Genomic DNA, 24614 nt, shown 5'->3' with positions numbered 1-24614 from the left:
CTTATTGTCTTAATTTAAGATATTGAAATAATTTTTCTTTTTCTTTTTGATCGAGTTGGTAATATTCACCATTTTTTAGAAAAGTTTTGAGAGTACTGTATTGTTGAATTAAAGTGAAATTTGCAGCAGATACTCGAATTAAACGTAAAGTAGGAAAACCTATTTTAGCGGTCATTCTACGGACTTGACGGTTTTTACCTTCACAGATTGTGATAGATAGCCAGCTAGTTGGCACAGTTTTTCGTTCTCGGATAGGGGGATGGCGTTGCCATAAATTGACGGGTTGTTTTATTTGCTGGACTTTAGCAGGGAGAGTTTTTCCATCTTTTAAAATGATACCTTGACGTAATAAATCAAGATCATTTTCGGTAGGAATGCCTTCGACTTGTACCCAATAGGTTTTTTCTGTTTTAAATTGAGGATGACTTAGCCGATGTTGTACTTCACCATTATTAGTGAGTATTAATAAGCCTTCACTGTCTCGATCTAAACGTCCACAAGGATAAATATGTGGAATTGGAATAAAATCTTTTAAAGTTTGCCTGCCTTGTTCGTCACTAAATTGGCATAGCACGTCATAGGGTTTATTAAATAGAACGACTTTGGTGGTTTGAAAAGTAAGTGAAGAAGAAAAATGTTTTTGTTGACATTTAGAGAAGGATTTTTTGTTAATGGTAGATGTTTTAAATTTAGGTTGAAAGGTATGGTGGTGTTTTTTCTGCATAATGATTAAAAAAATGTTAAAAATGTGAACTAAGTCGTAAATTGACGTTTGTCGTTAGAGATATTTTATACTAAATTGCTTTCGTCTGGGTACGTCTATTCTCGTCCTGTTTTGCAATGATTTTAATAGAAGGAAATGGTTATGCAATCACATATTATTACACCACCACAAGGTGAAAAAATTACACGACAAAATGGTAGTTTCATTGTGCCAGATCAACCAATTATTCCTTTCATTGAAGGTGATGGAATTGGGGTTGATGTTACACCAGCGATGAAAAGTGTGATTGATGCCGCAGTAGAAAAAGCTTATAGCGGACAGCGGAAGATTCATTGGTTAGAAATTTATGCTGGTGGTAAAGCAAATCAGCTTTATGGTGGAGATATTTGGTTACCTGATGAAACGATTGCAACCATTCAAGAATATCATATTGCGATTAAAGGTCCATTAATGACTCCTGTTGGAGGAGGTATTCGGTCATTGAATGTTGCAATGCGTCAAGCTTTGGATCTTTATAGTTGTTTACGCCCTATCCGTTATTATCAAGGTACACCTAGCCCAGTGAAGCACCCTGAATTGGTTGATATGGTTATTTTCCGAGAAAATTCTGAAGATATTTATGCAGGGATAGAGTGGAGCGCAGGTTCTGCAGAGGCAGATAAAGTTATTCACTTTTTACAAACTGAAATGGGGGTAGCCAAGATCCGTTTTTCCAAAGAGTGTGGCATAGGAATTAAACCTGTATCAAAAGCAGGAACACAACGTTTAGTTCAGGCGGCATTGCAATATGTGATTGATAATGATCGTGAGTCTTTAACTCTCGTTCATAAAGGGAACATTATGAAGTTTACTGAAGGGGCATTTAAAGAATGGGGTTATCAAGTTGCAAAAGAATTTGGTGCGCAAGAGATCAATGGTGGAAATGGATATAAATTAATTAATCCAAAAACAGGAAAAGAGATCATCATTAAAGATTGTATTGCTGATGCTTTTTTACAAGAAGCTCTCTTACACCCTCAAGATCACGATGTTATCGCAACATTGAACCTTAATGGTGATTATATTTCTGATGCACTGGCTGCACAAGTTGGAGGAATTGGTATTGCACCGGGTGCAAATATTGGGAGTGAAACAGCTATTTTTGAAGCTACACACGGTACAGCACCGAAGATTGCAGGTAAAAATATTGCTAATCCGGGCTCATTGATTTTAAGTGGTGAAATGATGTTACGCCATCTCGGTTGGTTTGAAGCGGCAGATTTAGTTGTCAGGGCTGTTTCTAAAACTATAGCGAATAAAACAGTAACAGCTGATTTTGCTGAAATGCTTGAAGGTGCTAAATTGCGTTCTACTGCTGAATTTGCCAAAGATATTGTAGTGAATATGGAAGGATAAATCAGCAAGGCACCAATTTATCATTTGGATTTTATCTTATTTTATGGTATAAAACGCACCGTCTTTTTATCGTCAATTTAGGTTATTGCTAACTTATTTTTAATGATAAAAGACGGTTATTTTTTTAGTTATTTTAGAAATCACACACATACCATGACTGAAAATCGGGGTGCCAAACGGTCGATTTTTCAGGGTATGTGGAGGCTAAACCCCAATAGAAGGAAAATAGTATGGCACAAGTTACAATGCGTGAAATGCTTCAAGCAGGCGTTCACTTCGGACACCAAACTCGTTATTGGAATCCAAAAATGAAATCTTACATCTTTGGACCACGTAATGGTGTTCATATCATCAATCTTGAAAAAACTGTTCCTATGTTCAATGCGGCATTAGCTGAATTACAACGCATTGCAAGCAATAACGGTAAAATTTTATTCGTTGGTACTAAACGTGCAGCAACTGAAGGTGTTAAAGCTGCAGCATTAGATTGCCAACAATTCTATGTAAATCATCGTTGGTTAGGTGGTATGTTGACTAACTGGAAAACAGTACGTCAATCAATCAAACGTTTAAAAGACTTAGAAAACCAAGCTCAAGACGGTACTTTCGATAAATTAACTAAGAAAGAAGCTTTAATGCGTACCCGTGAAATGGAAAAATTAGAATTGAGCCTTGGTGGTATCAAAGATATGGGTGGTTTACCAGATGCTTTATTCGTCATTGCAGCGGATCATGAGCATATCGCAGTTAAAGAAGCTAATAACCTAGGTATTCCTGTTTTCGCTATCGTTGATACTAATACAGATCCAGATGGCGTTGATTATGTAATTCCGGGTAATGATGATGCAGTACGTGCAATTCAACTTTACTTAACAGTAGCGGCAGCAGCAGTAAAAGAAGGTCGTGCTCAAGCACAAGGCGGTACTGTTGCTGAAGAAATCTTCTCAGCAGAAGTTGCAGAGTAATTTGCTCTTTAAGTAAAGCAAGCCCTTATTTAACCGAAGGGTTTAATTGGTTAGCAGGGGGCGTTAGTGTCTCCCTGTTTTTTTATCAATTAATCGACAGATAGAGTGTTAATCGTGTTGCATAGCAACAGGTATAAAGAGGATTGAAAAATGGCTGAAATTACAGCGGCTCAAGTAAAAGAACTTCGTGAACGTACCGGCGCTGGTATGATGGAATGTAAAAAAGCATTAGTAGAAGCAAATGGTGATATTGAATTAGCCATTGATAATATGCGTAAATCAGGTCAAGCGAAAGCAGCGAAAAAAGCAGGTCGTGTTGCAGCTGAAGGCGTAATTATTGCTCGTGTTGAGGATAGCTTCGGTGTTTTAGTTGAAATGAACTGTGAAACTGACTTTGTTGCTAAAGACGCTGGTTTCTTAGAATTAGCAAATAAAGTTGCTGATTATGCTTTAGCTAATAAAGAAACTGATGTTGAAGTATTAAAAGCAAAATTTGAAGATGAGCGTGCAGCATTAGTAGCAAAAATTGGTGAAAATATGAATATTCGCCGTGTAGCGGCTATCAGCGGTGATGCAGTTGGTTCATATTTACATGGTGCAAAAATTGGTGTGTTAGTCGCTGCAACTGGTGCTGATCAAGAGTTATTAAAACACATTGCAATGCATATCGCAGCAAGCCGTCCAGAATTCGTAGATCCTTCAGATGTTCCTGCTGAAGTAGTTGAACGTGAACGTCAAATCCAAGTTGATATCGCAATGCAATCTGGTAAACCACGTGAAATTGCAGAGAAAATGGTTGAAGGTCGTATGAAGAAATTCACTGGTGAAGTATCATTAACTGGTCAACCATTTGTTATGGATCCTTCTAAATCAGTAGGTGATCTATTAAAAGAAAAAGGTGCAACTGTTACTAACTTTGTTCGTTTAGAAGTTGGTGAAGGTATCGAAAAAGTTGAAACTGATTTTGCCGCAGAAGTTGCTGCAATGTCAAAAGCTTAATTAAGCTTAAAAAAGCGAGGAAACTCGCTTTTTTTATGTTTTGTAAAAGCCATTTAATCAGGCTTATAGAGAAAGCATTGTAAAGTTTAATCAATATTTTCCAATGTTTTTACTTTGTAATAATGAGAAAATTGAGAAAAGAAAGATGACAGCAAAAAATCCAGTATATAAGCGAATTTTATTAAAACTGAGTGGTGAAGCTTTACAAGGTAATGAAGGATTTGGGATTGATCCTTCAGTGTTAGATCGTATGGCTGAAGAAATCAAAGAGTTATTAGATCTTGGCGTACAAGTTGCCGTAGTGCTTGGTGGTGGCAATCTTTTCCGTGGTGCAAAACTGGCGGAAGCGGGTATGAACCGTGTTGTTGGTGATCATATGGGAATGTTAGCCACAGTGATGAATGGTTTAGCGATGCGAGATGCCTTACACCGTGCTGATGTGAATGCAAAATTAATGTCAGCATTCCCATTAAATGGGGTATGTGATAGTTATAGTTGGACAACTGCAATCCGTATGTTGAAACAAGGACAAGTAGTTATTTTCTCTGCAGGAACAGGTAACCCATTTTTTACAACTGATTCAGCGGCGTGTTTACGTGGTATTGAAGTTGAAGCAGATGTGGTTTTAAAAGCGACTAAGGTTGATGGAGTTTATGATCGTGATCCAGCCAAATATGCTGATGCGATCTTATATCAAGAATTGAGTTATCAAGATGTTCTAGAAAAAGAATTAAAAGTGATGGATTTGGCGGCATTTACTTTAGCAAGAGATCATAAAATGCCAATTCGAGTATTTAATATGAATAAATCAGGTGCATTAAAACGTGTCATTTTAGGGGAAGATGAGGGAACATTAATCACCGAGAAAAAAGCATTTTAAAATTAATACTTATTCGTTAAAATATAATAGTAACAAAGAGTTATCACTAAATAGTCAAATAAGACTACCTTTAGTGGCTGAATCAAAGATAACTTAATAAAGGAAAAAAACAAGTGATTAAGGCAATTAAAGAAGATACGCAACAACGTATGGAAAAAAGCGTTGAAGCATTTAAATCGCAAATTTCAAAAGTTCGCACTGGTCGTGCTCACCCAAGTTTGCTAGATGGGATTCAAGTTGAATATTATGGTGCAGCAACGCCATTACGTCAGTTAGCTAATGTGGTAGCAGAAGATGCTCGTACTTTAGCTGTTACTGTATTTGATCGTAGTTTAATTAGCAGTGTTGAAAAAGCTATTTTAACCTCAGATTTGGGTTTAAACCCAGCATCAGCAGGAACGACTATTCGTGTACCTTTACCTCCTTTGACAGAAGAACGTCGTCGTGATTTAACTAAAATTGTACGTTCTGAAGCAGAACAAGGTCGGGTTGCTGTTCGTAATGTTCGTCGTGATGCTAATGATAAAATTAAAGCATTATTAAAAGAAAAAGAAATCAGCGAAGACGAAGAACGTAAAGCACAAGACGAAGTACAAAAATTGACAGATCAGTTTATTAAAAAAGTTGATGAAGCTTTGGCTGATAAAGAAAAAGAATTGATGGATTTTTAATTTAATCCATTTCGCCAAGTAGCTTAAATTGAGGGCGTGAAGTATCACGCCCCTTATTTATTAGAGCAAATTAATTATATTCTCTGTTTGCAGGTAAGTTGGGAAGATATGAAGAAGATAGTGATCTTAGGTTCAACCGGATCTATTGGCTGTAGTACATTATCCGTAGTTGCAAAAAATCCAGAAAAATATCAAGTATTTGGCTTGGTGGCGGGTCAGAATATTAACCTAATGTTGCAGCAGTGTTTACAATTTAACCCGAGTTTTGCGGCTATGGCAGATCCTGAGGCTGCACGTCAACTGGCTATTGCTTTAAAGCAACAAGGAAGTAAAACCGTCGTCTTAGATACGCTTGATGCGGCAAGTGAATTAGCCGCTCATACACAAACTGATATTGTGATGGCTGCAATTGTAGGGGCAGCAGGTCTGTTACCGACTTTAGCCGCAGTAAAAGCAGGAAAGCGTGTTTTATTGGCAAATAAAGAAACCCTAGTAACTTGTGGTCAGCTTTTTATTGATGCTGTAAAGCAATCAGGGGCAGAGCTTTTACCTGTGGATAGTGAACATAATGCTATTTTTCAAGTACTACCATTATCGGCTCAACAACAACTCGGGTATTGTTCGCTAGAGCAATTAGGGATCACGAAGATAGTCTTGACGGGATCGGGAGGGCCATTTAGAAGCCTACCTCTAGCATTATTTGATCAAATTACACCAGCACAAGCAGTTGCCCATCCAAATTGGTCAATGGGACAAAAAATTTCAGTTGATTCAGCTACAATGATGAATAAAGGGTTGGAGTATATCGAAGCACGTTGGTTGTTTAATGCTCAACCTGAACAGATGGAAGTAATCATTCATCCACAGTCTATTATTCATTCAATGGTACGTTATGTTGATGGTAGTGTGCTAGCTCAAATGGGAGTGCCAGATATGTGTACTCCAATAGCTCAAACTTTAGCTTATCCAGCACGTATTAATGCAGGGGTAAAGGCCTTAGATTTTTATCAGTTAAATGGGTTAACTTTTATATCACCTGATTTTCAACGTTATCCAAATTTAAAATTAGCGATAGAAGCTAGCCAATGTGGGCAGGTGGCAACTACTGCAATGAATGCAGCAAATGAAGTTGCTGTTGCGGCTTTTTTACAAGGGCAAATCAAGTTTACACAAATTGCTGAAGTAAATTATAGAACGGTAGAGCTATTTAGTCAGACTAATCAGATTGATTCAATTGAAATGGTATTAGAAATAGATCAGCAAGCTAGAATAAAAGCAAATAGAATAATTACTGGTCTGTGATATAGTGAAAAAATTAATTTTAGTTTAGTTAATTAAATATAATGGAATAAAGCATGATAGTTACCCCAAATTTACCCCAACATATTGCAATTATTATGGATGGTAATGGTCGATGGGCGAAACAGAAAGGAAAATTACGAATTTTTGGTCATCGCAATGGTATTCAAGCTGTGCGTCGTACGGTTGGGTTTGCCGTTAAAAAGGGAATTAAGTATCTTACTTTATATGCTTTTAGCAGTGAAAATTGGAAACGTCCGGCACAAGAAGTTAATGCTTTAATGGAATTATTTGTGCGTGCATTGGATATCGAAGTAACAAAATTACATAAAAATAATATACGGCTTCATATTCTAGGTGATATTTCTCGTTTTAGCCCTTCTTTACAGAAAAAAATCGTTGCAGCTGAAGCCTTGACTGCAACAAATACTGGTTTAGTACTCAATATTGCAGCAAATTATGGTGGGCATTGGGACATTTTACAAGCAAGTAAGAGATTTGCTGAACAGGTGAGAAATGGACAAATTGGATTGGAGAATTTAACTGAGGAGTATTTTTCTCAATTATTAGTAACAGGTTCACAACCTGCACCAGATTTATTAATTCGTACAGGCGGCGAACAACGCATTAGCAATTTTTTATTATGGCAAATAGCTTATGCAGAGCTTTATTTTAGCTCTGTATTATGGCCAGATTTTGATGAAATTGAATTTGAACAAGCACTATTGGTTTATCAACAAAGAGAACGTCGTTTTGGTGGTTGTGAGGATTAAAGAGAGTCATTAGATTATTTAAGGAGTTTATTTTGCTTAAAGAACGTATTTTATCTGCGATAGTAATGATTGCTATTGTTCTTATTACTCTATTTTATTTTCCACCACTTTGGTTTGTTTGTGGAGTAGCTTGTGTAGTAATTGCCGCAATCTGGGAGTGGACAGGGTTTGCTGAATTAAAACAAGCCTTTACTCGTGGGTTAACCACCTTTCTTGCGGGTATTTTTATTTTTGTCTATATCTATGCAAATAGTGGTTATATCAGTGCGGGTAATATTTTAAATAACCAAACAGAATTTTTACTGATGTTTTCGCTACCTTGGTGGTTAATTGCACTTTGCTTAGTAATAACCTACCCTAAAAGTGCCAAGTTTTGGCGTAAGTCTTTTATCGCCCATGCAATTTTTGCCACTATGAGTTTAATTCCTTTTGCATTAGCTTTGATTGCTTTACGTTTTGATAACTATAATATCGACCAAACACACGGTTTAGTGTTATTACTTTATGTATTTATTTTAGTTTGGAGTGCTGATTCTGGGGCTTATTTTGTTGGACGAGCTTTTGGAAAACATAAGTTAGCACCACAGGTTTCTCCCGGTAAAACTTGGCAAGGTGCTATTGGCGGAGTGGTAACCGCTACATTGACAGCATTTATTTTTTTACAGTTTGAACCGTTATACCAATACAAAGCAGGGTTAGGATTACTACAATTTATTTTAATTTCTGTGGCAACCGTTGCAATTTCAATTTTAGGTGATCTCACCGAAAGTATGTTTAAACGTGAAGCCAATCTGAAAGATAGTAGTCATTTAATCCCGGGGCATGGTGGAATATTAGATCGTATTGATAGTTTAACTGCGGCATTGCCATTATTTACGCTATTTTATCTCATTCTGTCGTAGGAGGCGTTATGGCAGGATTTTGGTGGTCGGCGTTCTCATTCATCATTGTGATTGCTGTATTAGTTTTTGTCCATGAATATGGGCATTTTTGGGCTGCACGCAAATGTGGAGTATTTGTACAGCGTTTTTCAATCGGTTTTGGCAAAGTACTTTGGCAGAAAACGGATAAGCATGGAACAGAATTTGCAATAAGCCTTATTCCTCTGGGGGGGTATGTCAAAATGCTTGATACACGGAATGAAGCAGTACCTGAGGAATTAAAAGAATACACCTTTGATCATAAAAGTGTTGGGCAACGTGCATTTATTATTGCCGCTGGTCCATTAGCTAACTTTTTATTTGCTATCTTTGCTTATTGGGTGGTATTTCTTTATGGTTTACCCATTGTGAAGCCTGTGATAGGCAATGTGGTTCCACAGTCACTTGTTGAACAAGCTGGGATTAAACCTGATTATTTAATTGAAGCGGTAGATGGCGTTAATACACCTGATTGGGAGAGTATTAACTTACAGTTAGCAACTAAAATTGGTAATCCGAGTGTAACATTAAAATTACGCCAATTTGAGAATGATAGTAGCATCATTAAAACGATTAATTTACAGCATTGGAACTATAATCCTGAGAAAGAAAGTGCTTTTACTTCATTAGGTATAGAGCCTAAACGTGCAATAGCTGAAAATAAATTACAACAGGTGATGGCACAGTCTCCAGCAGCTTTAGCTGGCTTACAAGCAGGGGATATAATCTTATCTGTCAATGGACAAGTAATGGATTGGCAACATTTAGTTAGAACAATTCGGCAGGGAAAAGAACAACAAATTACGTTAGTTATTGAACGTGACGGAAAACAAAAAACAGTGACATTACAGCCGAAATTAAATGATAACAATCAACCTTATATTGGGGTGGTGCCTGTATTTAAACCACTTGAGCAAAAGTACCGTGCTACTCTAAAATATGATATTCTGCCAGCTTTTAGTTTAGCATTAGAAAAAGTACAACAATTAAGTTGGACAACAGTTAAAGTAATGGGAAAATTATTGACTGGTGATATTTCAGTAAAAAATTTAAGTGGTCCAATTTCTATTGCTCAAGGTGCAGGCATATCATCTCGTATTGGATTGGTATATTATTTGAGTTTTATGGCATTAATAAGCATTAATTTAGGAATAATGAATTTATTTCCTTTGCCAATTTTAGATGGCGGACATTTGGTTTTTTTAGGTGTGGAAGCCATTACTAAAAAAGCAGTTTCTGAGCATATTCAAGGTATTGCATATAGAATTGGTGCTATATTATTACTGACTTTAACTATTGTCGCATTATTTAATGATGTAGCACGTTTATAACTAGGTAAATTGTGGGATTAAGCCATATTTTACTCAACTTTAAATAAGTTATCCCTAATGCAGGGGAATAGGATTGAATTGATGAAAAAATTTCTTTTAACCTCTTTACTTTTTGGTAGTTCAACTATGGTTGCTGCCGCTCCTTTTGTTGTTAAAAATATCCAAATTGATGGCGCTAATCCAAGCACAGAGCAACTTATTCTTTCTCAATTACCAGTAAAAGTTGGGCAACGTGTTGGTGATCAAACATTAGCAAATCTAGTGAGAACACTTTACACTCAAGGTGATTTTAGTGATGTACAGGCTAAACAGCAAGGCAATACACTTGTTATTCAGGTTGTAGAAAAACCGAAAATTGCAACGTTTGAAATTACTGGGAATAAAGCGGTACCAACGGATGCTTTAAAACAAAATTTAGCAGCGAATGGTTTGACTGATGGCAATATTCTAAATAAAGAGAAATTAAATGCCTTCATTGATGAATTGAAAAAGCACTACGCTACTATTGGTCGTTATAATGCCACAGTTGACGTTATTTATACGCCAGCGGCAAATAATGGTGTCAATATCAAATTAGAGATTAAAGAAGGTAATGAAGCATTAGTTAAATCCGTGATTTTTGAAGGAAATAAAGTTTTTTCTGATAGCAAATTATTAGAACAATTAGAAATTCACCCTGATGTTTCGTTATTTAATTTCTTTGCGAGTAGTCGTTTTTCACAGCAGAAATTACAAAATGATATTACTCAATTACGGGATTTTTATCTAAATAAAGGCTATGCACAATTCCGTCTTGATGATGTACAAACTAAGTTAAGTGATAATAAAGAAAATCTCACACTTATTTACAAAATTTACGAAGGTGAAAAATATAATGTCGCAAGTGTTAGAATTGTGGGGAATACAGCAGGTTTAGCTTCTAAATTACAACCATTGTTAGATAAAATTGCGATTGGTAAGACGTTCCGTGGCAGTGATGTTACAGATGTTGAAAATAATATTAAAAGTATTTTAGGTAATGCAGGATATGCTAGTCCACAAGTCACAGTAAGCCCGACTTTTGATCCTGCTAAACAGACGATGAATATTACTTTTGTTGTTGATGCAGGAGAACGCTATTACGTTGATAAAATTATTTTTGAAGGTAATAGTAGTACTCACGATAGCACATTACGTCAACAAATGCGTCAACAAGAAGGGAGCTGGTATTCAGCGAATGCGGTTGATCTTGGTAAGTTACGTTTAGAACGTACAGGTTTTTTTGAAAGTGTTAGTAGTAGTACAAAACTTGTACCGGGGACTAAAGATCAAATTGATATTATTTATAATGTAAAAGAACGTAATACTGGCAGTATCAATTTTGGAGTTGGCTATGGCACAGAAAGTGGTTTTAGCTATAACGCAAGTATTCGTCAAGACAATTTCTTAGGCAAAGGCTCATCTATCAGCTTGGGTGGTACTCGTAACGATTATGGTACAAGTATTAATTTAGGTTATAACGAACCTTACTTTACTCAAGATGGGATCAGTTTAGGTGGTAATGTTTCTTATAGTACCTATGACAACTCTAAAAATAAAAACTCAGCGAGTTATTCTCAAACTAGTTATGGTGTAGGTACAACGTTAGGCTTTCCTGTTAATGAAAATAACTCTTATTCCACTGGATTAAGTTACAACTATAATAAATTAAGTAACATTGACCCAGAGTATCGCCGTGCCTTGTATTTAGATTCGCTTGGGGCTAAGCAATGGAGCTATACCACCAAAGATCTTAATTTAAGTTTTGGATGGAATTATAACAGTTTAAATCGAGGTTTCTTCCCAACGCAGGGAACAACGGCAAATATTGGTGGAGGCGTTACTTTGCCTGTTTCGACTAATCGATATTATACCTTAAATTTCAATACACAAAGTTTCTATCCACTGAATCGAGATCAAACGTGGGTATTAACAGGTCGAGCATCATTTAATTTTGCGAATGGTTTCGGAGGGAAAAAATTACCTTTTAACCAATATTTTTCAGCGGGTGGCATAGGAACAATACGTGGTTTTAGTTATGGTTCTATTGGTCCAAAAGCACTTTATTTACCAAATAATGCAGACAATAATTGCAAAGTAGGGGTTAATCCTAATCCAGCTTGTTATACGAGTTTAAGCAATCAAGTGGTAGGTGGTAATGCAATGGCAACAGCAAGTGTAGAATTGATTTTTCCAACACCATTAGTGAGTGATCGCCATCAAATTAATGTCAGAACCTCAGTGTTTGTTGATGCTGCTTCTGTTTGGGATACTCATTGGAAAAAAACACCGAAACCAGCAATTGAAAATTTACCTGATTTTGGAAATGCAAAACGTTTTCGTGCATCAGCAGGTATTGCATTACAGTGGCAATCACCAATTGGACCTTTAGTCTTTTCATATGCTAAACCGGTTAGAAAATATGCAAACGATGATGTTGAACAATTCCAATTTAATATTGGTGGAACTTTTTAATAAAATTAAAGTCTAATGTTTGTATTTGCCGATAGCATCTTGTATGATCTATCGGTAAAATCAGGTCTTTAATTAATATAATTCAATCTATCTTTATTGAATTTTCTAAATAATTATTTTATTTATTCAAGAATTTTTATTTATATTTAGGAGTTTCTATCTTATGAAAAAAGTATTTAAGACTGCTGCTTTAACTTTAGCACTGATGGGTGCTACTGCTTTTGCTCAAGCTGATGAGAAAATTGCATTAGTAAATGGTGATTTACTTATTCAACAATTAATTACTTCAGAAAATGTTGGTCAGAAAATTGATAATGAATTTAAATCTGAAATTGAAAAAGTACAAGCACAACAAAAAACACTTGTAACTAAAGCAGAAGCTTTAGAAAAAGATCGTAAAAAATTAAAAGCAGCAGATTTGAAAAAACGTGAAGAAGAGTTAAATAAATTACAAGCTGATTATGTTCGTGCTGCAAATGAATTACAGCAAAAAGTTCAAGTTCGTCAAAATCAAGAGCTAGAGCGTGTTACTCAAGAAGCACAAGAAGCACTAAATAAAGTTGCAAAAGAGAAAGGTTACACAATCGTATTTAAAACTGAAGCTGCTGCCTATGCTGTAGATGGTAAAGATATTACTCAAGATGTTTTAAAAGTATTAATTAAGCTAACTCCAGCAAAAAAATAAGCGGATAAAGATATGCAACAATACCGTCTAAAACAATTGGCGGAAAAAATCGGCGGTACCGTTCGTGGTAACGCCGATGTTTTAATTGAAGCCATTGCACCGCTTACACAAGCCGGTGAGACTCAACTAACTTTTATTTCTAATCCTAAATTTCGTAAATTGCTGTCAGAAAGTAAAGCAGGTGCAATTCTGATTACTGAAGATGATCTTCCGTTTTGTTCTGAGCAGAGTAATTTGTTGATTGTTAAAGATCCCTATTTAGCATACGCTAAGTTAGCACAATATATGGATAGCACACCAAAATCAGCTCGAGTAGGAATAGCTAAGAGTGCCGTAATCGCAGAAAATTGCAAATTAGGTAATAATGTTTCAATTGGTGAAAATGTTGTTATTGAGCAAGGTACAGAAATTGGTGATGATGTACAAATAGGTGCAGGCTGTTTTATTGGTGAGAATGTTAAAATTGGGGCAAGAACTAAGCTTTGGTCAAATGTGAGTATTTATCATCAAGTCCAAATTGGTTGTGATTGTTTAATTCAAGCTTCGGCGGTTATTGGAAGTGATGGTTTTGGCTATGCAAATGATAAAGGTCAATGGGTAAAAATACCACAGACAGGCAGCGTTATTATTGGTAACAGGGTAGAAATCGGGGCTTGTACCTGTATTGATCGAGGGGCTTTAGATTCAACTATCATTGAGGATAATGTTATCATTGATAACTTGTGCCAGATTGCACATAACGTTCATATCGGGACGGGAACAGCAGTTGCTGGTGGTGTAATTATGGCTGGTAGTTTAAGTATTGGCAAATATTGCTTAATTGGCGGGGCAAGTGTTATTAATGGTCATATGGAAATTTGTGATGGTGTGACTATTACAGGAATGAGTATGGTAATGCGTCCAATTACACAAGCAGGCACCTATTCCTCAGGGATTCCATTACAAACAAATAAAGAATGGCGAAAAACCGCAACCTTAACTTTAGGGATTAATGGTTTGAATAAACGTCTTAAAGCACTGGAAAAAATAGTTAAAGATAAGGCATAATTAACAATAAATTAACGAAAGTAAAAGTAATAAGGATTAACAAGTGGCTATAGAAGAAAATAAAAGTAAAATAGTTGATATTGACGAAATAATGCAGCTATTACCTCATCGCTATCCATTTTTATTAGTGGATAGAGTAGTTGATTTTGAAGAAGGTAAATGGTTGAAAGCAATCAAAAATGTTACTTTCAATGAACCTTGTTTTACTGGTCATTTCCCACAAAAACCGATTTTTCCGGGAGTATTAATCTTAGAAGCATTGGCTCAAGCTGCAGGTGTTTTGGCTTTTAAAACAATTCAATTATCGAAAGATGAATTATACTATTTTGCCGCAATTGATAATGCTCGTTTTAAACATCCAGTTGTTCCCGGTGATCAAATGGAATTATTTGTTGAGTTTTTAAAAGAAAGACGTGGTGTAACACGTTTTAAAGGCATTGCAACTGTTAATCAACAAGTTGTCTGTGAGGCAGAATTAATGTGTGCAAGACGTGGTATGTAACTGATAGTAAAAGAATATGAACCATATTGAATATATTAAAGCGTATCCAGGTGCTACTATTCATCCAACTGCATTGGTTGAAAAAGGGGCTAAATTAGGTAAAGATGTTGTAATTGGACCTTTTTGCTTAGTTGAAAGTACGGTTGAAATTAGAGATAAAACAGTTTTAAAATCGCATGTTGTTGTAAAAGGGAATACGATTATTGGTGAAAATAATCAAATTTTTCAAGGTGCGAGCATTGGTGAGATCAACCAAGATCTTAAATATGCGGGTGAACCGACTGAAACTATCATTGGTGATCATAATCTTATCCGTGAGAATGTTACAATCCATCGAGGAACAGTACAAGGTGGCGGTACTACTCGGATAGGCAACAATAATTTATTTATGATTAACTCCCATATTGCACACGATTGCCAGATCAAAAATAATTGTATCTTAGCCAACAATGCGACTTTAGCGGGGCATGTAGAATTAGATGATTTTGTGATAGTCGGTGGAATGTCAGCCATTCATCAGTTTGTCATTATTGGGGCGCACGTTATGTTAGGTGGTGGCTCAATGGTTAGCCAAGATGTTCCGCCTTATGTTATGGCTCAAGGAAATCACGCTCGTCCGTTTGGAGTGAATATTGAAGGCTTAAAACGCCGTGGTTTTGATAAACCTACTTTGCACGCAATTCGTAATGTCTATAAATTAATTTATCGTAGTGGAAAAACGTTGGAAGAAGTGCTACCAGAGATCGAACAAATTGCTGAAACTGATAGTGCAATTAGTTTCTTTGTGGACTTTTTTAAACGTTCTACCCGTGGAATTATTCGTTAATTTAAAGATGTATTATCATAGACTAAGTTTTATTTTTAAAACTTAGTCTTTTTATTTATTGCTACATTTACGTTTTAAAATCATAAAACGGCAGGAATAAGGATTCTCTTGATCTTCAGAAATATAATTTTCATATTCTGTTTCCCACTCATCAAAATGAATTTCAGGAAAGTAGGTATCTCCTTCTAATTCAGTTTGAATCTCGGTTAGATATAATTTATCTGCCAGTTTTAGGGTTTGTGTAAATAACTCTCCTCCACCAATTACCATTATTTCATTCGCTGGGCGAGCTAATTCTATCGCTTGAGATAAATTGTTTGCCCAATTTATATTAGGATGATTAAACTGGGTACGAGAAAGGACTATATTTTGTCGTTGAGGTAACGCTTTTCCAATGGATAAAAAAGTCTTTCTCCCCATAATAATTGGTTTTCCTAAGGTATTTTGTTTGAACCAACGGAGATCTTGGGGTAAATGCCATGGCATTTTGTTATTTCTACCTATCACACGGTTTTTAGTCATGGCGACTATTAAGCTTATTATCATTGTTTAACGTTCAATTCATCTTTTTTAAATGGGTAGATATTATATCACTTTAGACCACAGGCTTGGAACGATAAAATAATAATCCAGGTAAAGCTAGACCAAAAACTAATGCGGCTAAAAGAAAACAGGTTTTTAAGAAATAATCTAACGCTTGAGTAAAAAGGGCTAAAGTAAAGCCATAATGACTAATTTGAACAATTGCTATCATTGCTTTATAGGCATAAATTCCGGGAATCATTGGAATAATGGCGGCAACAGTAAATACTTTTGGATGAGCGAGATAGCGCTGAGAAAGGTAGACTCCGATAAAACCAATTAATGTGGCAGAGAAAAAGGTAGAGAACACCATTGGAATATCAAAATAGGTCATTAAAATAGTTCGACAAAGATGTCCTAGTGCACCTAAAACACCACAATATTTTAATGCTGAGATTGGTACATTAAACAGTAAAGCAAAACCAATCGCAGGAATTGCAGAAAATAACATATCATTTGCTAGATAGAAAAACATATCCATTATGCGTGTCCCCAATCACTGATTTGTAGCAGTGTCAAAGCGAAAACAATTCCAATACACGCCACTAAAGTTAAGATAGTAGCAATAGTCCAACGGCTGATTCCCATATTTATATGCCCTTTTAATATATCAGAAAGTGCATTAATTAAAGGAAAACCAGGAACAAGCAATAATACACTTGAAGCTAAGGCAATTTGTGGATCATTACCCCAATTATAGCGTAAGGATAGTCCAGCAATACATGAAGCAACAAAAGCTGTAACTGCAAAGCTAATCATCGGATTAAAATGTTTATTAATTAATTCTTGTCGAATAAACATAGAAAAAGCAGAGGCAATGAAGGTAATTAAGGCAATAACACCATCACCACCAGCTAAATGAGAAAAACTTGCACAAGATAAACCAACCATGAATACAACTAACCAGCGGTTATATTTAAAAGGCTTAATATTATTAAGATGTTTTTGTACCTGATAGATATCATAAATATGATGTTCGGCAGCGATAACAATCCGTTGTACTTCAGTAACAATATGCATATTGATTCCCTTATCATTATTTTTACGTGTGGTGGTAATACAATGAGATTGATAACGAGTGGTTAAAACGATAGCATTTGGTGTTAAAGCACATTCAACCGAGTCCATTCCTAAAGCAATGCCTAGACGATAAGTAATTTGGTCTATTAAGGTACTCTCAGCACCGTGTTGTAATAATAAAAGTGCTGTTTTAGCACAAAGTCGAGTGATTTCTTGCTGTTGTAAAGGAGAGATGGAGGGCATAATAGTAAATATTCTCTGATTAATTAATAAACGATAATTATAGGTTAAATTTTGTAAGCGGCAATGTTTTGGCTCAATCTTTAGTTATTTTCTATGGTATAAATGATTTTACTTTTTGAAAAGTGTTCAATACTATTTAAATTTAAGTAATAAGAATTAGGTATAATATAAAAATGGTTTAATATAGAAAATGTTTTTCTATGTTAAAGATTATGTAAATTATATTTACTTGTCTATTTGAACTTATCAAACTACTCAAGAATTTAAGCTATTAAATAACTTAGATGTTGTTGGAGACTTTATGAAAGAAATAAAAGGTTTTAAGTATGTTTTAGTTAATTTCATTAAAAGTGAATCTTTTGGTGGTGTATTTTTATTTATTTGCGCTTTGTTAGCAATGGTAATGGCAAATTCACCTTTGAGTGAACAATATTTTAAATTATGGAATGTTGATTTTGGTATTAAATTAAGTCAAAGCCAAATTTTTGGTTTAAAAATAGGCAATGATGGTTTTATTGGTTTGAGTTTATATCATTGGATTAATGATGTTTTAATGTCATTATTTTTCTTAATGGTTGGATTAGAAATAAAACGAGAAATTTTATTTGGTGAGTTATCTAGTCTTAAACAAGCTTCTTTTCCTATTTTAGCTGCAATTGGTGGAATGATTGTACCGGGTATTATCTATATAGCTTTAAATTTGAATACACCATCAGTGGATGGTTTCGGAATACCAATGGCAACCGATATTGCTTTTGCATTAGGTGTTGTTATGTTACTCGGAAAACGAATACCGATGGCATTAAAAGTATTTTTAGTTACTTTAGCCGTAGCAGATGATTTAGGTGCAATAATTATTATTGCAACATTTTATACCACAGAAATTAGTTTTTATTATTTATTAGTTTCCCTTGGCTTTATTTTAGTCTTGATTATTTTAAATAAATTAGGCGTAAAAAATATATCAGTTTATCTTCTAGTTGGTTTTGGATTATGGTTTTGTATTCATCATAGTGGTATTCACGCAACTATTGCCGCTGTTATTTTGGCTTTCTGTATTCCATCAGGTAGTAATGGTAATAAACAAGAATTTTCAAGATCTTTATCTGAATTGGCTGATACATTTAAGGTTGATCCATCAATAAAAATGGTTGCAAGTGAGCAAATTAAATTATTAGATAGTATTAAAACATATATTCATAATAAACGTAGTCCGTTAGCCGTATTAGAAGAAAGATTACATCCTTTAAGTGCTTATTTTATTATGCCGCTTTTTGCTTTTGCGAATGCTGGTGTAAATATTCAAGGGGAAATTAATTTAAATATAGATTATATTTTTTGGGGAATTATATTAGGCTTAGTTGTTGGTAAACCGTTAGGAATCGTTTTAATTACTTTTATTTGTGAAAAATTTAAAATTACAACAAGACCGAATGGAATTACTTGGCCGCAAATTATTGGTGCTGGAATGCTAGCAGGTATTGGTTTTACAATGTCAATTTTTGTCTCTAATTTAGCTTTTGATGGTCAAAATGCAGTGATTGTTTCTAAGATTGCTATTTTAGCAGCATCATTAATCAGTGGAATTATAGGCACTATTTATCTGATATTTGCGACAAGAAAATAAATTTTCTAGTTACACTCTTTAATCTGTTATAGAAAATAATAGATGATAAAGTTATCTTTTAAGTTTTATTTTGGTATTCCACAAGAGATTAAATGAGTTAAAGAATAAAAAAAGCAATTAGATAAACTAATTGCTTTTTATTTATTAAAACTTCTGAAAGTTAGAATTTAATTTTATTCTGCAACAATAACTACATTTAATGTTGCAAACACTTCACCGTGAAGTTGGAAACGAACTTCATGTTCTCCTAAGGTACGTAATGGACCTTCAGATAAACGTACTTCGCTTTTCGCTACTTCAACACCAGCTTTAGTTACTGCATCTGCAATATCACGGGTACCGATAGAACCGAATAAACGACCTTCATCTCCAGCTTTAGAAGCGATAGTAATAGTTGCTAAAGCAGATAATTTATCTGCACGAGCTTGTGCTGCTGCTAAGGCTGCAGCTGCTTTTGCTTCTAATTCTGCACGACGAGCTTCAAAATATTCAATGTTAGCTTTGGTTGCCATAACTGCTTTTCCTTTTGGGATTAAGAAGTTACGTGCATAACCAGATTTAACATTCACTTGATCACCTACATTACCTAGGTGAACTACTTTGTCTAAAAGAATTACTTGCATTACCGTATCCTCACTTAATTACTGATGATTGTCAGTGTACGGTAACAACGCTAAATAACGTGCACGTTTGATTGCACGAGCTAATTGACGTTGATACTTCGCACGAGTACCGGTAATACGGCTTGGAACAATTTTGCCGCTTTCTGAGATATAGTTCTTTAATGTAGCGATATCTTTATAATCAATTTCAACTACATTTTCCGCTGTAAAGCGGCAGAACTTACGACGACGGAAATAACGTGCCATTTGGCTAGTCTCCTAATCTATAAATTCGATTTGCTCGGCATGTAATACTAGTTGGAATATTCCACTTTGTGTTTTATGTGAGGTTAAAAATCCTTTCACTAAAACGTTACTGCCGACCGTAATGCTTTGAGTTTTACTTGTTAAATACTTACCACTAAGTTGAACGGGTATTTTACACCAAGCGTTTCTTGATAAACCTGCTTCTATTTGTTCAGAACGGTGTTCTAACCAAAATCGACAATGTTCAATACCACTAGGGCTAGTATTATGTTTCAAATGAGAAGCAACTTTGCCTATCAATGAAAAACAGTTATCAAGTTTTAGATTACTCTTCAGCATCCTCAAAATCGTTGTTTTCAACTTCAGCTAAAGCCTTACGATCATCTTTGGCTTTAACCATTGGGGACGCTTCTGTTACGGCGTGCTTAGTACGAATGATTACGTTACGAAGAATTGCGTCATTGTAACGGAAAGTTGTTTCTAGCTCGTCGATGACTTCTTGCGGTGCTTCTACATTCATTAACACATAGTGTGCTTTATGTAGTTTATTAATTGGGTACGCTAATTGACGACGACCCCAATCTTCTAAGCGATGAATTTGACCACCAGCTTCTTTTACAGAACCTGTATAGCGTTCAATCATGCTTGGTACTTGTTCGCTTTGGTCTGGGTGGACCATAAACACGATTTCGTAGTGACGCATTACTGCTCCTTACGGGTTAATCAGCCTCCGACACTAGACCAGTCGCCAATCTGCGGAAGCAAGGAACGAAAATAGGTACGACTGTGAGGGCAAAATTATACGTATATTTTCTTAAAATGCAAGATAATAAAAAAGACCAAAATGGTCTTTTTTAAGTGTTATGTGTTTTTTAACTTAACAAGTGTTATCAGCTAAATATTTTTCTAGATCATCACTACCACCGATATGTTTTCCATTAATGAATACTTGAGGTACAGTGGTACGACCAGAAACAGCTTTCAAACTGTCAGCTGTTGCATTTTTTCCAATAACAATTTCATCGTATTGGATATGATGATCTGTTAGGAGTTGTTTTGCTTTAGCACAGTATGGGCAATCTGTTTTAGTGAAAAGAGTGGCAATTTGTTCTTGATGATTTGGTGCAATGTATGCCAACATAGCATCAGCACCAGAAACGGTAACATCGTGATCATCTTCTTCAATAAAGAATTTCTCAACTACTCCATTTTTCACCAACATTGAATAACGGCGTGAACGGTCACCTAATCCAATTGCTGTTTTTGGACTTAATAGACCTAAAGCTTGACTAAATTCTCCATTACCATCAGGGATAAAGGTAACTTTATCAGCCTTTTCTGCTTTTTTCCAAGCATTCATTACAAAGGTATCGTTGACAGATACAACAAGAACATCATCAACACCATAGCGTTTAAAGGTATCGGCTAATTGGTTATAACGTGGTAGGTGAGAAATACTACACGCTGGAGTAAAAGCACCCGGTAATCCAAATAAAACGATAGTTTTGTTATCGAAAAGTTCAGAAGTAGTAGGTGAAACCCAAGTACCGTCTTGATAGATTTTAAAGGTTACTTCAGGAAGTTTTTTTCCTTCAAGATTTTGAGACATAATTAACTCCTTAATAGAATAAATAATAAAGTATGTTTATATACCCACCAATTGACCTAATAATATGGTATAGTGTTCTAATCTTACACCTATTACTTTGATTGTTTTTTTAACAATGAGGGATTTATGAATATCCGTGATTTGGAATATTTAGTTGTACTTGCTGATTATAAGCATTTTCGCCGAGCAGCAGATGCCTGCCATATTAGCCAGCCTACATTAAGTGGGCAAATTCGTAAACTAGAAGATGAATTGGGAATTGTTTTACTTGAGCGAACTAGTCGTAAAGTTTTATTTACGCAATCAGGATTGTTGTTAGTTGAACAAGCTCGTAATATTTTGCGTGAAATTCAACTTTTTCGTGAGATGGCGAGTAATCAAGGTAAAGAAATGACAGGTCCTTTACATCTAGGAGTTATTCCAACGGTAGGACCTTATTTATTACCACATATTGTTCCCTTATTGCATCAAGAATTTCCTGATCTTGAACTCTATTTATATGAAGCACAAACTAACCAATTATTAGATCAATTAGAGAAAGGACAATTGGATTGTGTTGTATTGGCAAAAGTAAAAGAGAGTGATCCTTTTATTAGTATGCCTTTATATCAAGAGAAGATGTTATTAGCGGTACCACACCAGCATCCTTGGGCAAATAAACCTTGGATTGAAATGTCAGAATTAAAAGATTGTGAAATGCTGATGTTAGATGATGGGCATTGTTTACGAGAGCAAACATTAGATTATTGTTTTACGGCTGGTGCAAAAGAGAATAGTCATTTCCAAGCGACGAGCTTAGAGACGCTACGGAATATGGTTGCAGCTAACGCTGGGATAACTTTAATTCCTGAATTAGCGGTACCTTCTCAAAATTGTAAGCTACGTAATGTTGCGAATAGGAAAATAGATAATTCTGTGGATGTTATTTTGCCACAAAGTTGTAAGAATATTTGTTATCTTCCTTGTATTGATCCTGAACCAAGTCGAACCATTGAGTTAGTGTATCGTCCGGGTTCACCATTAAGAACACGCTATCAGAAAGTAGCTCGAATGATTGAACGTATAATCACACCACAACTGAGTCGTTTTAGTAAAAATAAAATTGAGGAATAAATTGATATGAGTGGAATTCGGGCAAAACAAAAAGAAAAAACACGGCGTGCTTTAATTGATGCGGCTTTTGATCATTTAAGTGTGGATAAGTGTTTTTCAAATTTAAGCTTACGTGAAGTTGCACGTGAAGCTGGTATTGCCCCTACTTCATTTTATCGTCATTTTAGAGATCTTGATGAGTTAGGTTTAAGTTTAGTTGATGAAGCGGGTTTAATTTTAAGACAGTTAATGCGGCAAGCTCGTCAGAGAATTGAATATGGTGGTAGTGTGATTGCCATTTCAGTTGAAACATTTTTTGAGTTTATTCATCAACGTCCCAATGTTTTTCGTCTTTTATTAAGAGAAAGTTCTGGTACTTCGGCTGCTTTTCGTACTGCTATTTCTAGAGAAATCGCTCATTTTGTTGCGGAATTAAGTGAGTATATTCAAGTGAGGGTCAAGAATGACAGTGAACTTGCGTATGTACAAGCAGAAGCGATGGTAACGTTAGTATTTGCGAGTGGATCGTTAGCTTTAGATATGTCGTTAAAAGAACGGGAACACTTAAAGCAACGTTTAATTTTACAATTAAGAATGATTGCGAAAGGGGCTTTGCTTTGTAACAATGAAAAAATAGTTAAAGATCAGCATCCTTAATTAAAAAACCTTCCATTTTGGAAGGTTTTTCTGATTTTATTCGGCAGAATAATCGTCAAGATTATCGGTGGCAGCTACACCAGATAAAGTGTAAACTCTTTTGATGTGTGAGATACGATTACGATATTTTTGCCACGTTTTTTCAAAAAAGGTTTCTGCAGGGCGTTCACCTTGGCAGAAAGCAACAAAACATTTTTCTTCTTCAGTTTGTGGTTGGCGTTTACCTTGTTCTAATTCTAAAAACGCTTGGCCATGGTTTTCTAATGCTTGGGATTCTCGAATGGTATAATCACCGTGGCGAGAAAAACCACGAGGGTAATTTTTATCATCAAAGAAACGGCGGGTTGTAACAAAACTTTCTGCCATAATATTTTCCTATCTTTGCTATGGATTATGATTCAAGCTACTAGTGCGATGTAATAATTATCGCAATCTAAAAACAAGTTATAAAAAATGGATACGGATTTAAATCAATTCTGTTAAATAAGTCAATATTTTTTTCATAAAAGACAATAATTTCATCAAACTATTAGATAGTTGTGAGGTTAGAAAACAAAATTATGTCTTTTTATTTTTTTAATGTAACAGATAATAAAACAAAGTTATTGATTAAAAATCAGGTGGAATTTGTTTTTGCATGGCAGACCAAATAATACCACTTTCTCTACCATATTGATGGATACAGGTTTGTACTTTATCAATCTCACCATTACGGCAGATTTCTAATAATTGATGATAAAACCATTTGGCAAGATCTCGCCCCCGAGGGTTGGAGAAATAGAATAAACCGACCCTTTCGTATAAGCCTTTTAAACTGTTTAAGATAAGCCCATAAATTGGGTTACCTGAAGCAAAAGCAAGTTTACGGAAAAGATCATAATCAAATTGGGTATATGCTGCAGCGGTATCTTCTAGATGTTCTAGTGGTTTAAACACGGCTAGAGAATCTTTTTGGGCTATTTTAAATGCTTTACGGATATAAATTGATGCTATATTGGTTCGAGCAGATAAAACATTCGAAATTAATGCTGGGATTCTGGTACCATCAAGACGGATTAACACCTCTAAAATATTTAGCCCTGATGTTTCCCAAACGTTATTTACTTTGGTTGGTTTGCCATGTTGGATATTTAACCAGCCATCACGAGCCATTCTTTGCAGAGCTTCTCTTAAGGTTGTACGTGTTATCCCTATTTTTTCGGCTAATGTTCGTTCAGAGGGCAAATCGGAGCCGGGTGGAAATTGATTATTCCAAATACACCTAATAATATATTCCTCGGCTAATCCAGCGGGACTTTGTGATTTTAATAAGTCATCTTTTGGGGACATAAAAACTTGTCTCAAATCATTCTTTTAGCATAATTTAACTAAAAATATTATTTAACATTTAGTTAGATATTATCCG

General features: G+C 35.3%; 28 protein-coding genes. 17 read left to right on the top strand and 11 right to left on the bottom strand.

Annotation, left to right across the window (positions count from 1 at the left end; translation table 11 throughout):
* Position 1: 1 nt before the first annotated feature.
* A complete protein-coding gene (locus CEP47_RS06570; RefSeq protein WP_261920377.1) occupies positions 2–724 on the bottom strand; it encodes an rRNA large subunit pseudouridine synthase E in 723 nt (240 codons plus the stop codon).
* Positions 725–865: 141 nt separating this feature from the next.
* Between CEP47_RS06570 and icd the strand changes: the two genes are divergently transcribed.
* The 14 genes from icd (at position 866) to lpxA (ending at position 15510) form a co-directional block, all read left to right on the top strand.
* Positions 866–2119, top strand: coding sequence for an NADP-dependent isocitrate dehydrogenase (gene icd / locus CEP47_RS06565; protein WP_261920378.1), 1254 nt, complete (start codon positions 866–868; stop codon positions 2117–2119).
* A 230-nt stretch (positions 2120–2349) separates the two neighbouring features.
* Entirely contained in the window at positions 2350–3084 is a 735-nt protein-coding gene (gene rpsB, locus CEP47_RS06560) for a 30S ribosomal protein S2 (RefSeq protein ID WP_261920379.1), read from the top strand.
* A 150-nt stretch (positions 3085–3234) separates the two neighbouring features.
* Positions 3235–4083: a translation elongation factor Ts gene (gene tsf, locus CEP47_RS06555; RefSeq protein WP_261920380.1), complete on the top strand. Its 849-nt coding sequence runs from the start codon at positions 3235–3237 to the stop codon at positions 4081–4083.
* A gap of 145 nt (positions 4084–4228) precedes the next feature.
* Complete coding sequence (pyrH, locus tag CEP47_RS06550; protein ID WP_261920381.1) at positions 4229–4963, top strand: UMP kinase; 735 nt, start codon at positions 4229–4231, stop codon at positions 4961–4963.
* 113 nt (positions 4964–5076) lie between these two features.
* Positions 5077–5634, top strand: coding sequence for a ribosome recycling factor (gene frr / locus CEP47_RS06545; RefSeq protein ID WP_261920382.1), 558 nt, complete (start codon positions 5077–5079; stop codon positions 5632–5634).
* Between the two features lie 108 nt (positions 5635–5742).
* A complete protein-coding gene (gene ispC / locus CEP47_RS06540) occupies positions 5743–6936 on the top strand; it encodes a 1-deoxy-D-xylulose-5-phosphate reductoisomerase (RefSeq protein ID WP_261920383.1) in 1194 nt (397 codons plus the stop codon).
* Between the two features lie 53 nt (positions 6937–6989).
* A complete protein-coding gene (locus CEP47_RS06535) occupies positions 6990–7706 on the top strand; it encodes an isoprenyl transferase (protein WP_261920384.1) in 717 nt (238 codons plus the stop codon).
* Positions 7707–7738: 32 nt separating this feature from the next.
* A complete protein-coding gene (locus tag CEP47_RS06530; protein ID WP_261920385.1) occupies positions 7739–8608 on the top strand; it encodes a phosphatidate cytidylyltransferase in 870 nt (289 codons plus the stop codon).
* Between the two features lie 8 nt (positions 8609–8616).
* A complete protein-coding gene (rseP, locus tag CEP47_RS06525) occupies positions 8617–9957 on the top strand; it encodes a sigma E protease regulator RseP (protein WP_261920386.1) in 1341 nt (446 codons plus the stop codon).
* Between the two features lie 81 nt (positions 9958–10038).
* A complete protein-coding gene (bamA, locus tag CEP47_RS06520; RefSeq protein WP_261920387.1) occupies positions 10039–12450 on the top strand; it encodes an outer membrane protein assembly factor BamA in 2412 nt (803 codons plus the stop codon).
* A gap of 163 nt (positions 12451–12613) precedes the next feature.
* Positions 12614–13135: an OmpH family outer membrane protein gene (locus tag CEP47_RS06515; RefSeq protein ID WP_261920388.1), complete on the top strand. Its 522-nt coding sequence runs from the start codon at positions 12614–12616 to the stop codon at positions 13133–13135.
* Positions 13136–13147: 12 nt separating this feature from the next.
* The gene (lpxD, locus tag CEP47_RS06510; RefSeq protein ID WP_261920389.1) at positions 13148–14182 is read left to right on the top strand and encodes a UDP-3-O-(3-hydroxymyristoyl)glucosamine N-acyltransferase; all 1035 of its coding nucleotides are present in this window, start codon (positions 13148–13150) and stop codon (positions 14180–14182) included.
* 49 nt (positions 14183–14231) lie between these two features.
* Entirely contained in the window at positions 14232–14684 is a 453-nt protein-coding gene (fabZ, locus tag CEP47_RS06505; protein ID WP_261920968.1) for a 3-hydroxyacyl-ACP dehydratase FabZ, read from the top strand.
* A 16-nt stretch (positions 14685–14700) separates the two neighbouring features.
* Positions 14701–15510, top strand: coding sequence for an acyl-ACP--UDP-N-acetylglucosamine O-acyltransferase (gene lpxA, locus CEP47_RS06500; protein WP_261920390.1), 810 nt, complete (start codon positions 14701–14703; stop codon positions 15508–15510).
* Positions 15511–15561: 51 nt separating this feature from the next.
* On the opposite strand, the gene folA is transcribed toward lpxA, so the two are convergent.
* From folA to CEP47_RS06485, 3 genes are read right to left on the bottom strand one after another with little or no spacing between them, the layout of a single operon-like run.
* The gene (gene folA, locus CEP47_RS06495; protein ID WP_261920391.1) at positions 15562–16056 is read right to left on the bottom strand and encodes a type 3 dihydrofolate reductase; all 495 of its coding nucleotides are present in this window, start codon (positions 16054–16056) and stop codon (positions 15562–15564) included.
* 49 nt (positions 16057–16105) lie between these two features.
* Positions 16106–16573, bottom strand: a complete 468-nt coding sequence (locus CEP47_RS06490; protein ID WP_261920392.1) for a threonine/serine exporter family protein — start codon at positions 16571–16573, stop codon at positions 16106–16108.
* Positions 16573–17355 carry a threonine/serine exporter family protein gene (locus CEP47_RS06485; protein ID WP_261920393.1) on the bottom strand — a complete coding sequence of 261 codons (783 nt, stop codon included), beginning with the start codon at positions 17353–17355 and terminating at the stop codon, positions 16573–16575. Before CEP47_RS06485 ends, CEP47_RS06490 begins: the two co-directional genes overlap by 1 nt.
* A gap of 301 nt (positions 17356–17656) precedes the next feature.
* On the opposite strand from CEP47_RS06485, the gene nhaA reads away from it, so the two are divergent.
* Complete coding sequence (gene nhaA / locus CEP47_RS06480; RefSeq protein WP_261920394.1) at positions 17657–18982, top strand: Na+/H+ antiporter NhaA; 1326 nt, start codon at positions 17657–17659, stop codon at positions 18980–18982.
* A 173-nt stretch (positions 18983–19155) separates the two neighbouring features.
* Here the strand turns inward: nhaA and rplI are convergent, their stop codons facing one another.
* The 5 genes from rplI to CEP47_RS06455 form a co-directional block, all read right to left on the bottom strand.
* On the bottom strand, positions 19156–19605 hold the full coding sequence (rplI, locus tag CEP47_RS06475) for a 50S ribosomal protein L9 (protein ID WP_261920395.1): 450 nt from the start codon (positions 19603–19605) through the stop codon (positions 19156–19158).
* A gap of 18 nt (positions 19606–19623) precedes the next feature.
* Positions 19624–19851 carry a 30S ribosomal protein S18 gene (gene rpsR, locus CEP47_RS06470; RefSeq protein WP_005598105.1) on the bottom strand — a complete coding sequence of 76 codons (228 nt, stop codon included), beginning with the start codon at positions 19849–19851 and terminating at the stop codon, positions 19624–19626.
* Positions 19852–19863: 12 nt separating this feature from the next.
* Complete coding sequence (gene priB, locus CEP47_RS06465) at positions 19864–20190, bottom strand: primosomal replication protein N (protein ID WP_261920396.1); 327 nt, start codon at positions 20188–20190, stop codon at positions 19864–19866.
* The gene (rpsF, locus tag CEP47_RS06460; RefSeq protein WP_261920397.1) at positions 20177–20554 is read right to left on the bottom strand and encodes a 30S ribosomal protein S6; all 378 of its coding nucleotides are present in this window, start codon (positions 20552–20554) and stop codon (positions 20177–20179) included. Before rpsF ends, priB begins: the two co-directional genes overlap by 14 nt.
* A 174-nt stretch (positions 20555–20728) precedes the next feature.
* Entirely contained in the window at positions 20729–21460 is a 732-nt protein-coding gene (locus CEP47_RS06455) for a glutathione peroxidase (protein ID WP_261920398.1), read from the bottom strand.
* Between the two features lie 126 nt (positions 21461–21586).
* Here CEP47_RS06455 and oxyR point away from each other — a divergent pair, with 126 nt between their 5' ends.
* Positions 21587–22573: a DNA-binding transcriptional regulator OxyR gene (gene oxyR, locus CEP47_RS06450; RefSeq protein ID WP_261920399.1), complete on the top strand. Its 987-nt coding sequence runs from the start codon at positions 21587–21589 to the stop codon at positions 22571–22573.
* 6 nt (positions 22574–22579) lie between these two features.
* Positions 22580–23209 (top strand): HTH-type transcriptional repressor FabR, encoded by a 630-nt coding sequence (gene fabR / locus CEP47_RS06445; protein ID WP_261920400.1) that lies wholly within the window; start codon positions 22580–22582, stop codon positions 23207–23209.
* Between the two features lie 36 nt (positions 23210–23245).
* On the opposite strand, the gene CEP47_RS06440 is transcribed toward fabR, so the two are convergent.
* Positions 23246–23575: a DUF413 domain-containing protein gene (locus tag CEP47_RS06440; protein ID WP_261920401.1), complete on the bottom strand. Its 330-nt coding sequence runs from the start codon at positions 23573–23575 to the stop codon at positions 23246–23248.
* 243 nt (positions 23576–23818) lie between these two features.
* A complete protein-coding gene (gene fadR, locus CEP47_RS06435) occupies positions 23819–24538 on the bottom strand; it encodes a fatty acid metabolism transcriptional regulator FadR (RefSeq protein WP_261920402.1) in 720 nt (239 codons plus the stop codon).
* Between the last annotated feature and the right edge of the window lie 76 nt (positions 24539–24614).

Source organism: Mergibacter septicus, from assembly GCF_003265225.1.
GTDB classification, from domain to species: Bacteria; Pseudomonadota; Gammaproteobacteria; order Enterobacterales; family Pasteurellaceae; genus Mergibacter; species Mergibacter septicus.
Note: the sequence above shows the minus strand (reverse complement) of the source record. Positions and strands in the feature narration are given on the sequence as shown.

What these genes read in the sequence shown, in the direction of transcription:
- rpsB (WP_261920379.1), top strand. Translation starts at nt 2,350, where the DNA reads ATGGCACAAGTTACAATGCGTGAAATGCTTCAAGCAGGCGTTCACTTC.
- nhaA (WP_261920394.1), top strand. Translation starts at nt 17,657, where the DNA reads ATGAAAGAAATAAAAGGTTTTAAGTATGTTTTAGTTAATTTCATTAAA.
- CEP47_RS06570 (WP_261920377.1), bottom strand. Translation starts at nt 724, where the DNA reads ATGCAGAAAAAACACCACCATACCTTTCAACCTAAATTTAAAACATCT.
- rseP (WP_261920386.1), top strand. Translation starts at nt 8,617, where the DNA reads ATGGCAGGATTTTGGTGGTCGGCGTTCTCATTCATCATTGTGATTGCT.
- rplI (WP_261920395.1), bottom strand. Translation starts at nt 19,605, where the DNA reads ATGCAAGTAATTCTTTTAGACAAAGTAGTTCACCTAGGTAATGTAGGT.
- lpxA (WP_261920390.1), top strand. Translation starts at nt 14,701, where the DNA reads ATGAACCATATTGAATATATTAAAGCGTATCCAGGTGCTACTATTCAT.
- CEP47_RS06490 (WP_261920392.1), bottom strand. Translation starts at nt 16,573, where the DNA reads ATGGATATGTTTTTCTATCTAGCAAATGATATGTTATTTTCTGCAATT.
- lpxD (WP_261920389.1), top strand. Translation starts at nt 13,148, where the DNA reads ATGCAACAATACCGTCTAAAACAATTGGCGGAAAAAATCGGCGGTACC.
- priB (WP_261920396.1), bottom strand. Translation starts at nt 20,190, where the DNA reads ATGCTGAAGAGTAATCTAAAACTTGATAACTGTTTTTCATTGATAGGC.
- rpsR (WP_005598105.1), bottom strand. Translation starts at nt 19,851, where the DNA reads ATGGCACGTTATTTCCGTCGTCGTAAGTTCTGCCGCTTTACAGCGGAA.
- CEP47_RS06515 (WP_261920388.1), top strand. Translation starts at nt 12,614, where the DNA reads ATGAAAAAAGTATTTAAGACTGCTGCTTTAACTTTAGCACTGATGGGT.
- folA (WP_261920391.1), bottom strand. Translation starts at nt 16,056, where the DNA reads ATGATAATAAGCTTAATAGTCGCCATGACTAAAAACCGTGTGATAGGT.
- icd (WP_261920378.1), top strand. Translation starts at nt 866, where the DNA reads ATGCAATCACATATTATTACACCACCACAAGGTGAAAAAATTACACGA.
- tsf (WP_261920380.1), top strand. Translation starts at nt 3,235, where the DNA reads ATGGCTGAAATTACAGCGGCTCAAGTAAAAGAACTTCGTGAACGTACC.
- rpsF (WP_261920397.1), bottom strand. Translation starts at nt 20,554, where the DNA reads ATGCGTCACTACGAAATCGTGTTTATGGTCCACCCAGACCAAAGCGAA.
- CEP47_RS06455 (WP_261920398.1), bottom strand. Translation starts at nt 21,460, where the DNA reads ATGTCTCAAAATCTTGAAGGAAAAAAACTTCCTGAAGTAACCTTTAAA.
- CEP47_RS06485 (WP_261920393.1), bottom strand. Translation starts at nt 17,355, where the DNA reads ATGCCCTCCATCTCTCCTTTACAACAGCAAGAAATCACTCGACTTTGT.
- bamA (WP_261920387.1), top strand. Translation starts at nt 10,039, where the DNA reads ATGAAAAAATTTCTTTTAACCTCTTTACTTTTTGGTAGTTCAACTATG.
- pyrH (WP_261920381.1), top strand. Translation starts at nt 4,229, where the DNA reads ATGACAGCAAAAAATCCAGTATATAAGCGAATTTTATTAAAACTGAGT.
- fabR (WP_261920400.1), top strand. Translation starts at nt 22,580, where the DNA reads ATGAGTGGAATTCGGGCAAAACAAAAAGAAAAAACACGGCGTGCTTTA.
- fadR (WP_261920402.1), bottom strand. Translation starts at nt 24,538, where the DNA reads ATGTCCCCAAAAGATGACTTATTAAAATCACAAAGTCCCGCTGGATTA.
- CEP47_RS06440 (WP_261920401.1), bottom strand. Translation starts at nt 23,575, where the DNA reads ATGGCAGAAAGTTTTGTTACAACCCGCCGTTTCTTTGATGATAAAAAT.
- oxyR (WP_261920399.1), top strand. Translation starts at nt 21,587, where the DNA reads ATGAATATCCGTGATTTGGAATATTTAGTTGTACTTGCTGATTATAAG.
- ispC (WP_261920383.1), top strand. Translation starts at nt 5,743, where the DNA reads ATGAAGAAGATAGTGATCTTAGGTTCAACCGGATCTATTGGCTGTAGT.
- CEP47_RS06535 (WP_261920384.1), top strand. Translation starts at nt 6,990, where the DNA reads ATGATAGTTACCCCAAATTTACCCCAACATATTGCAATTATTATGGAT.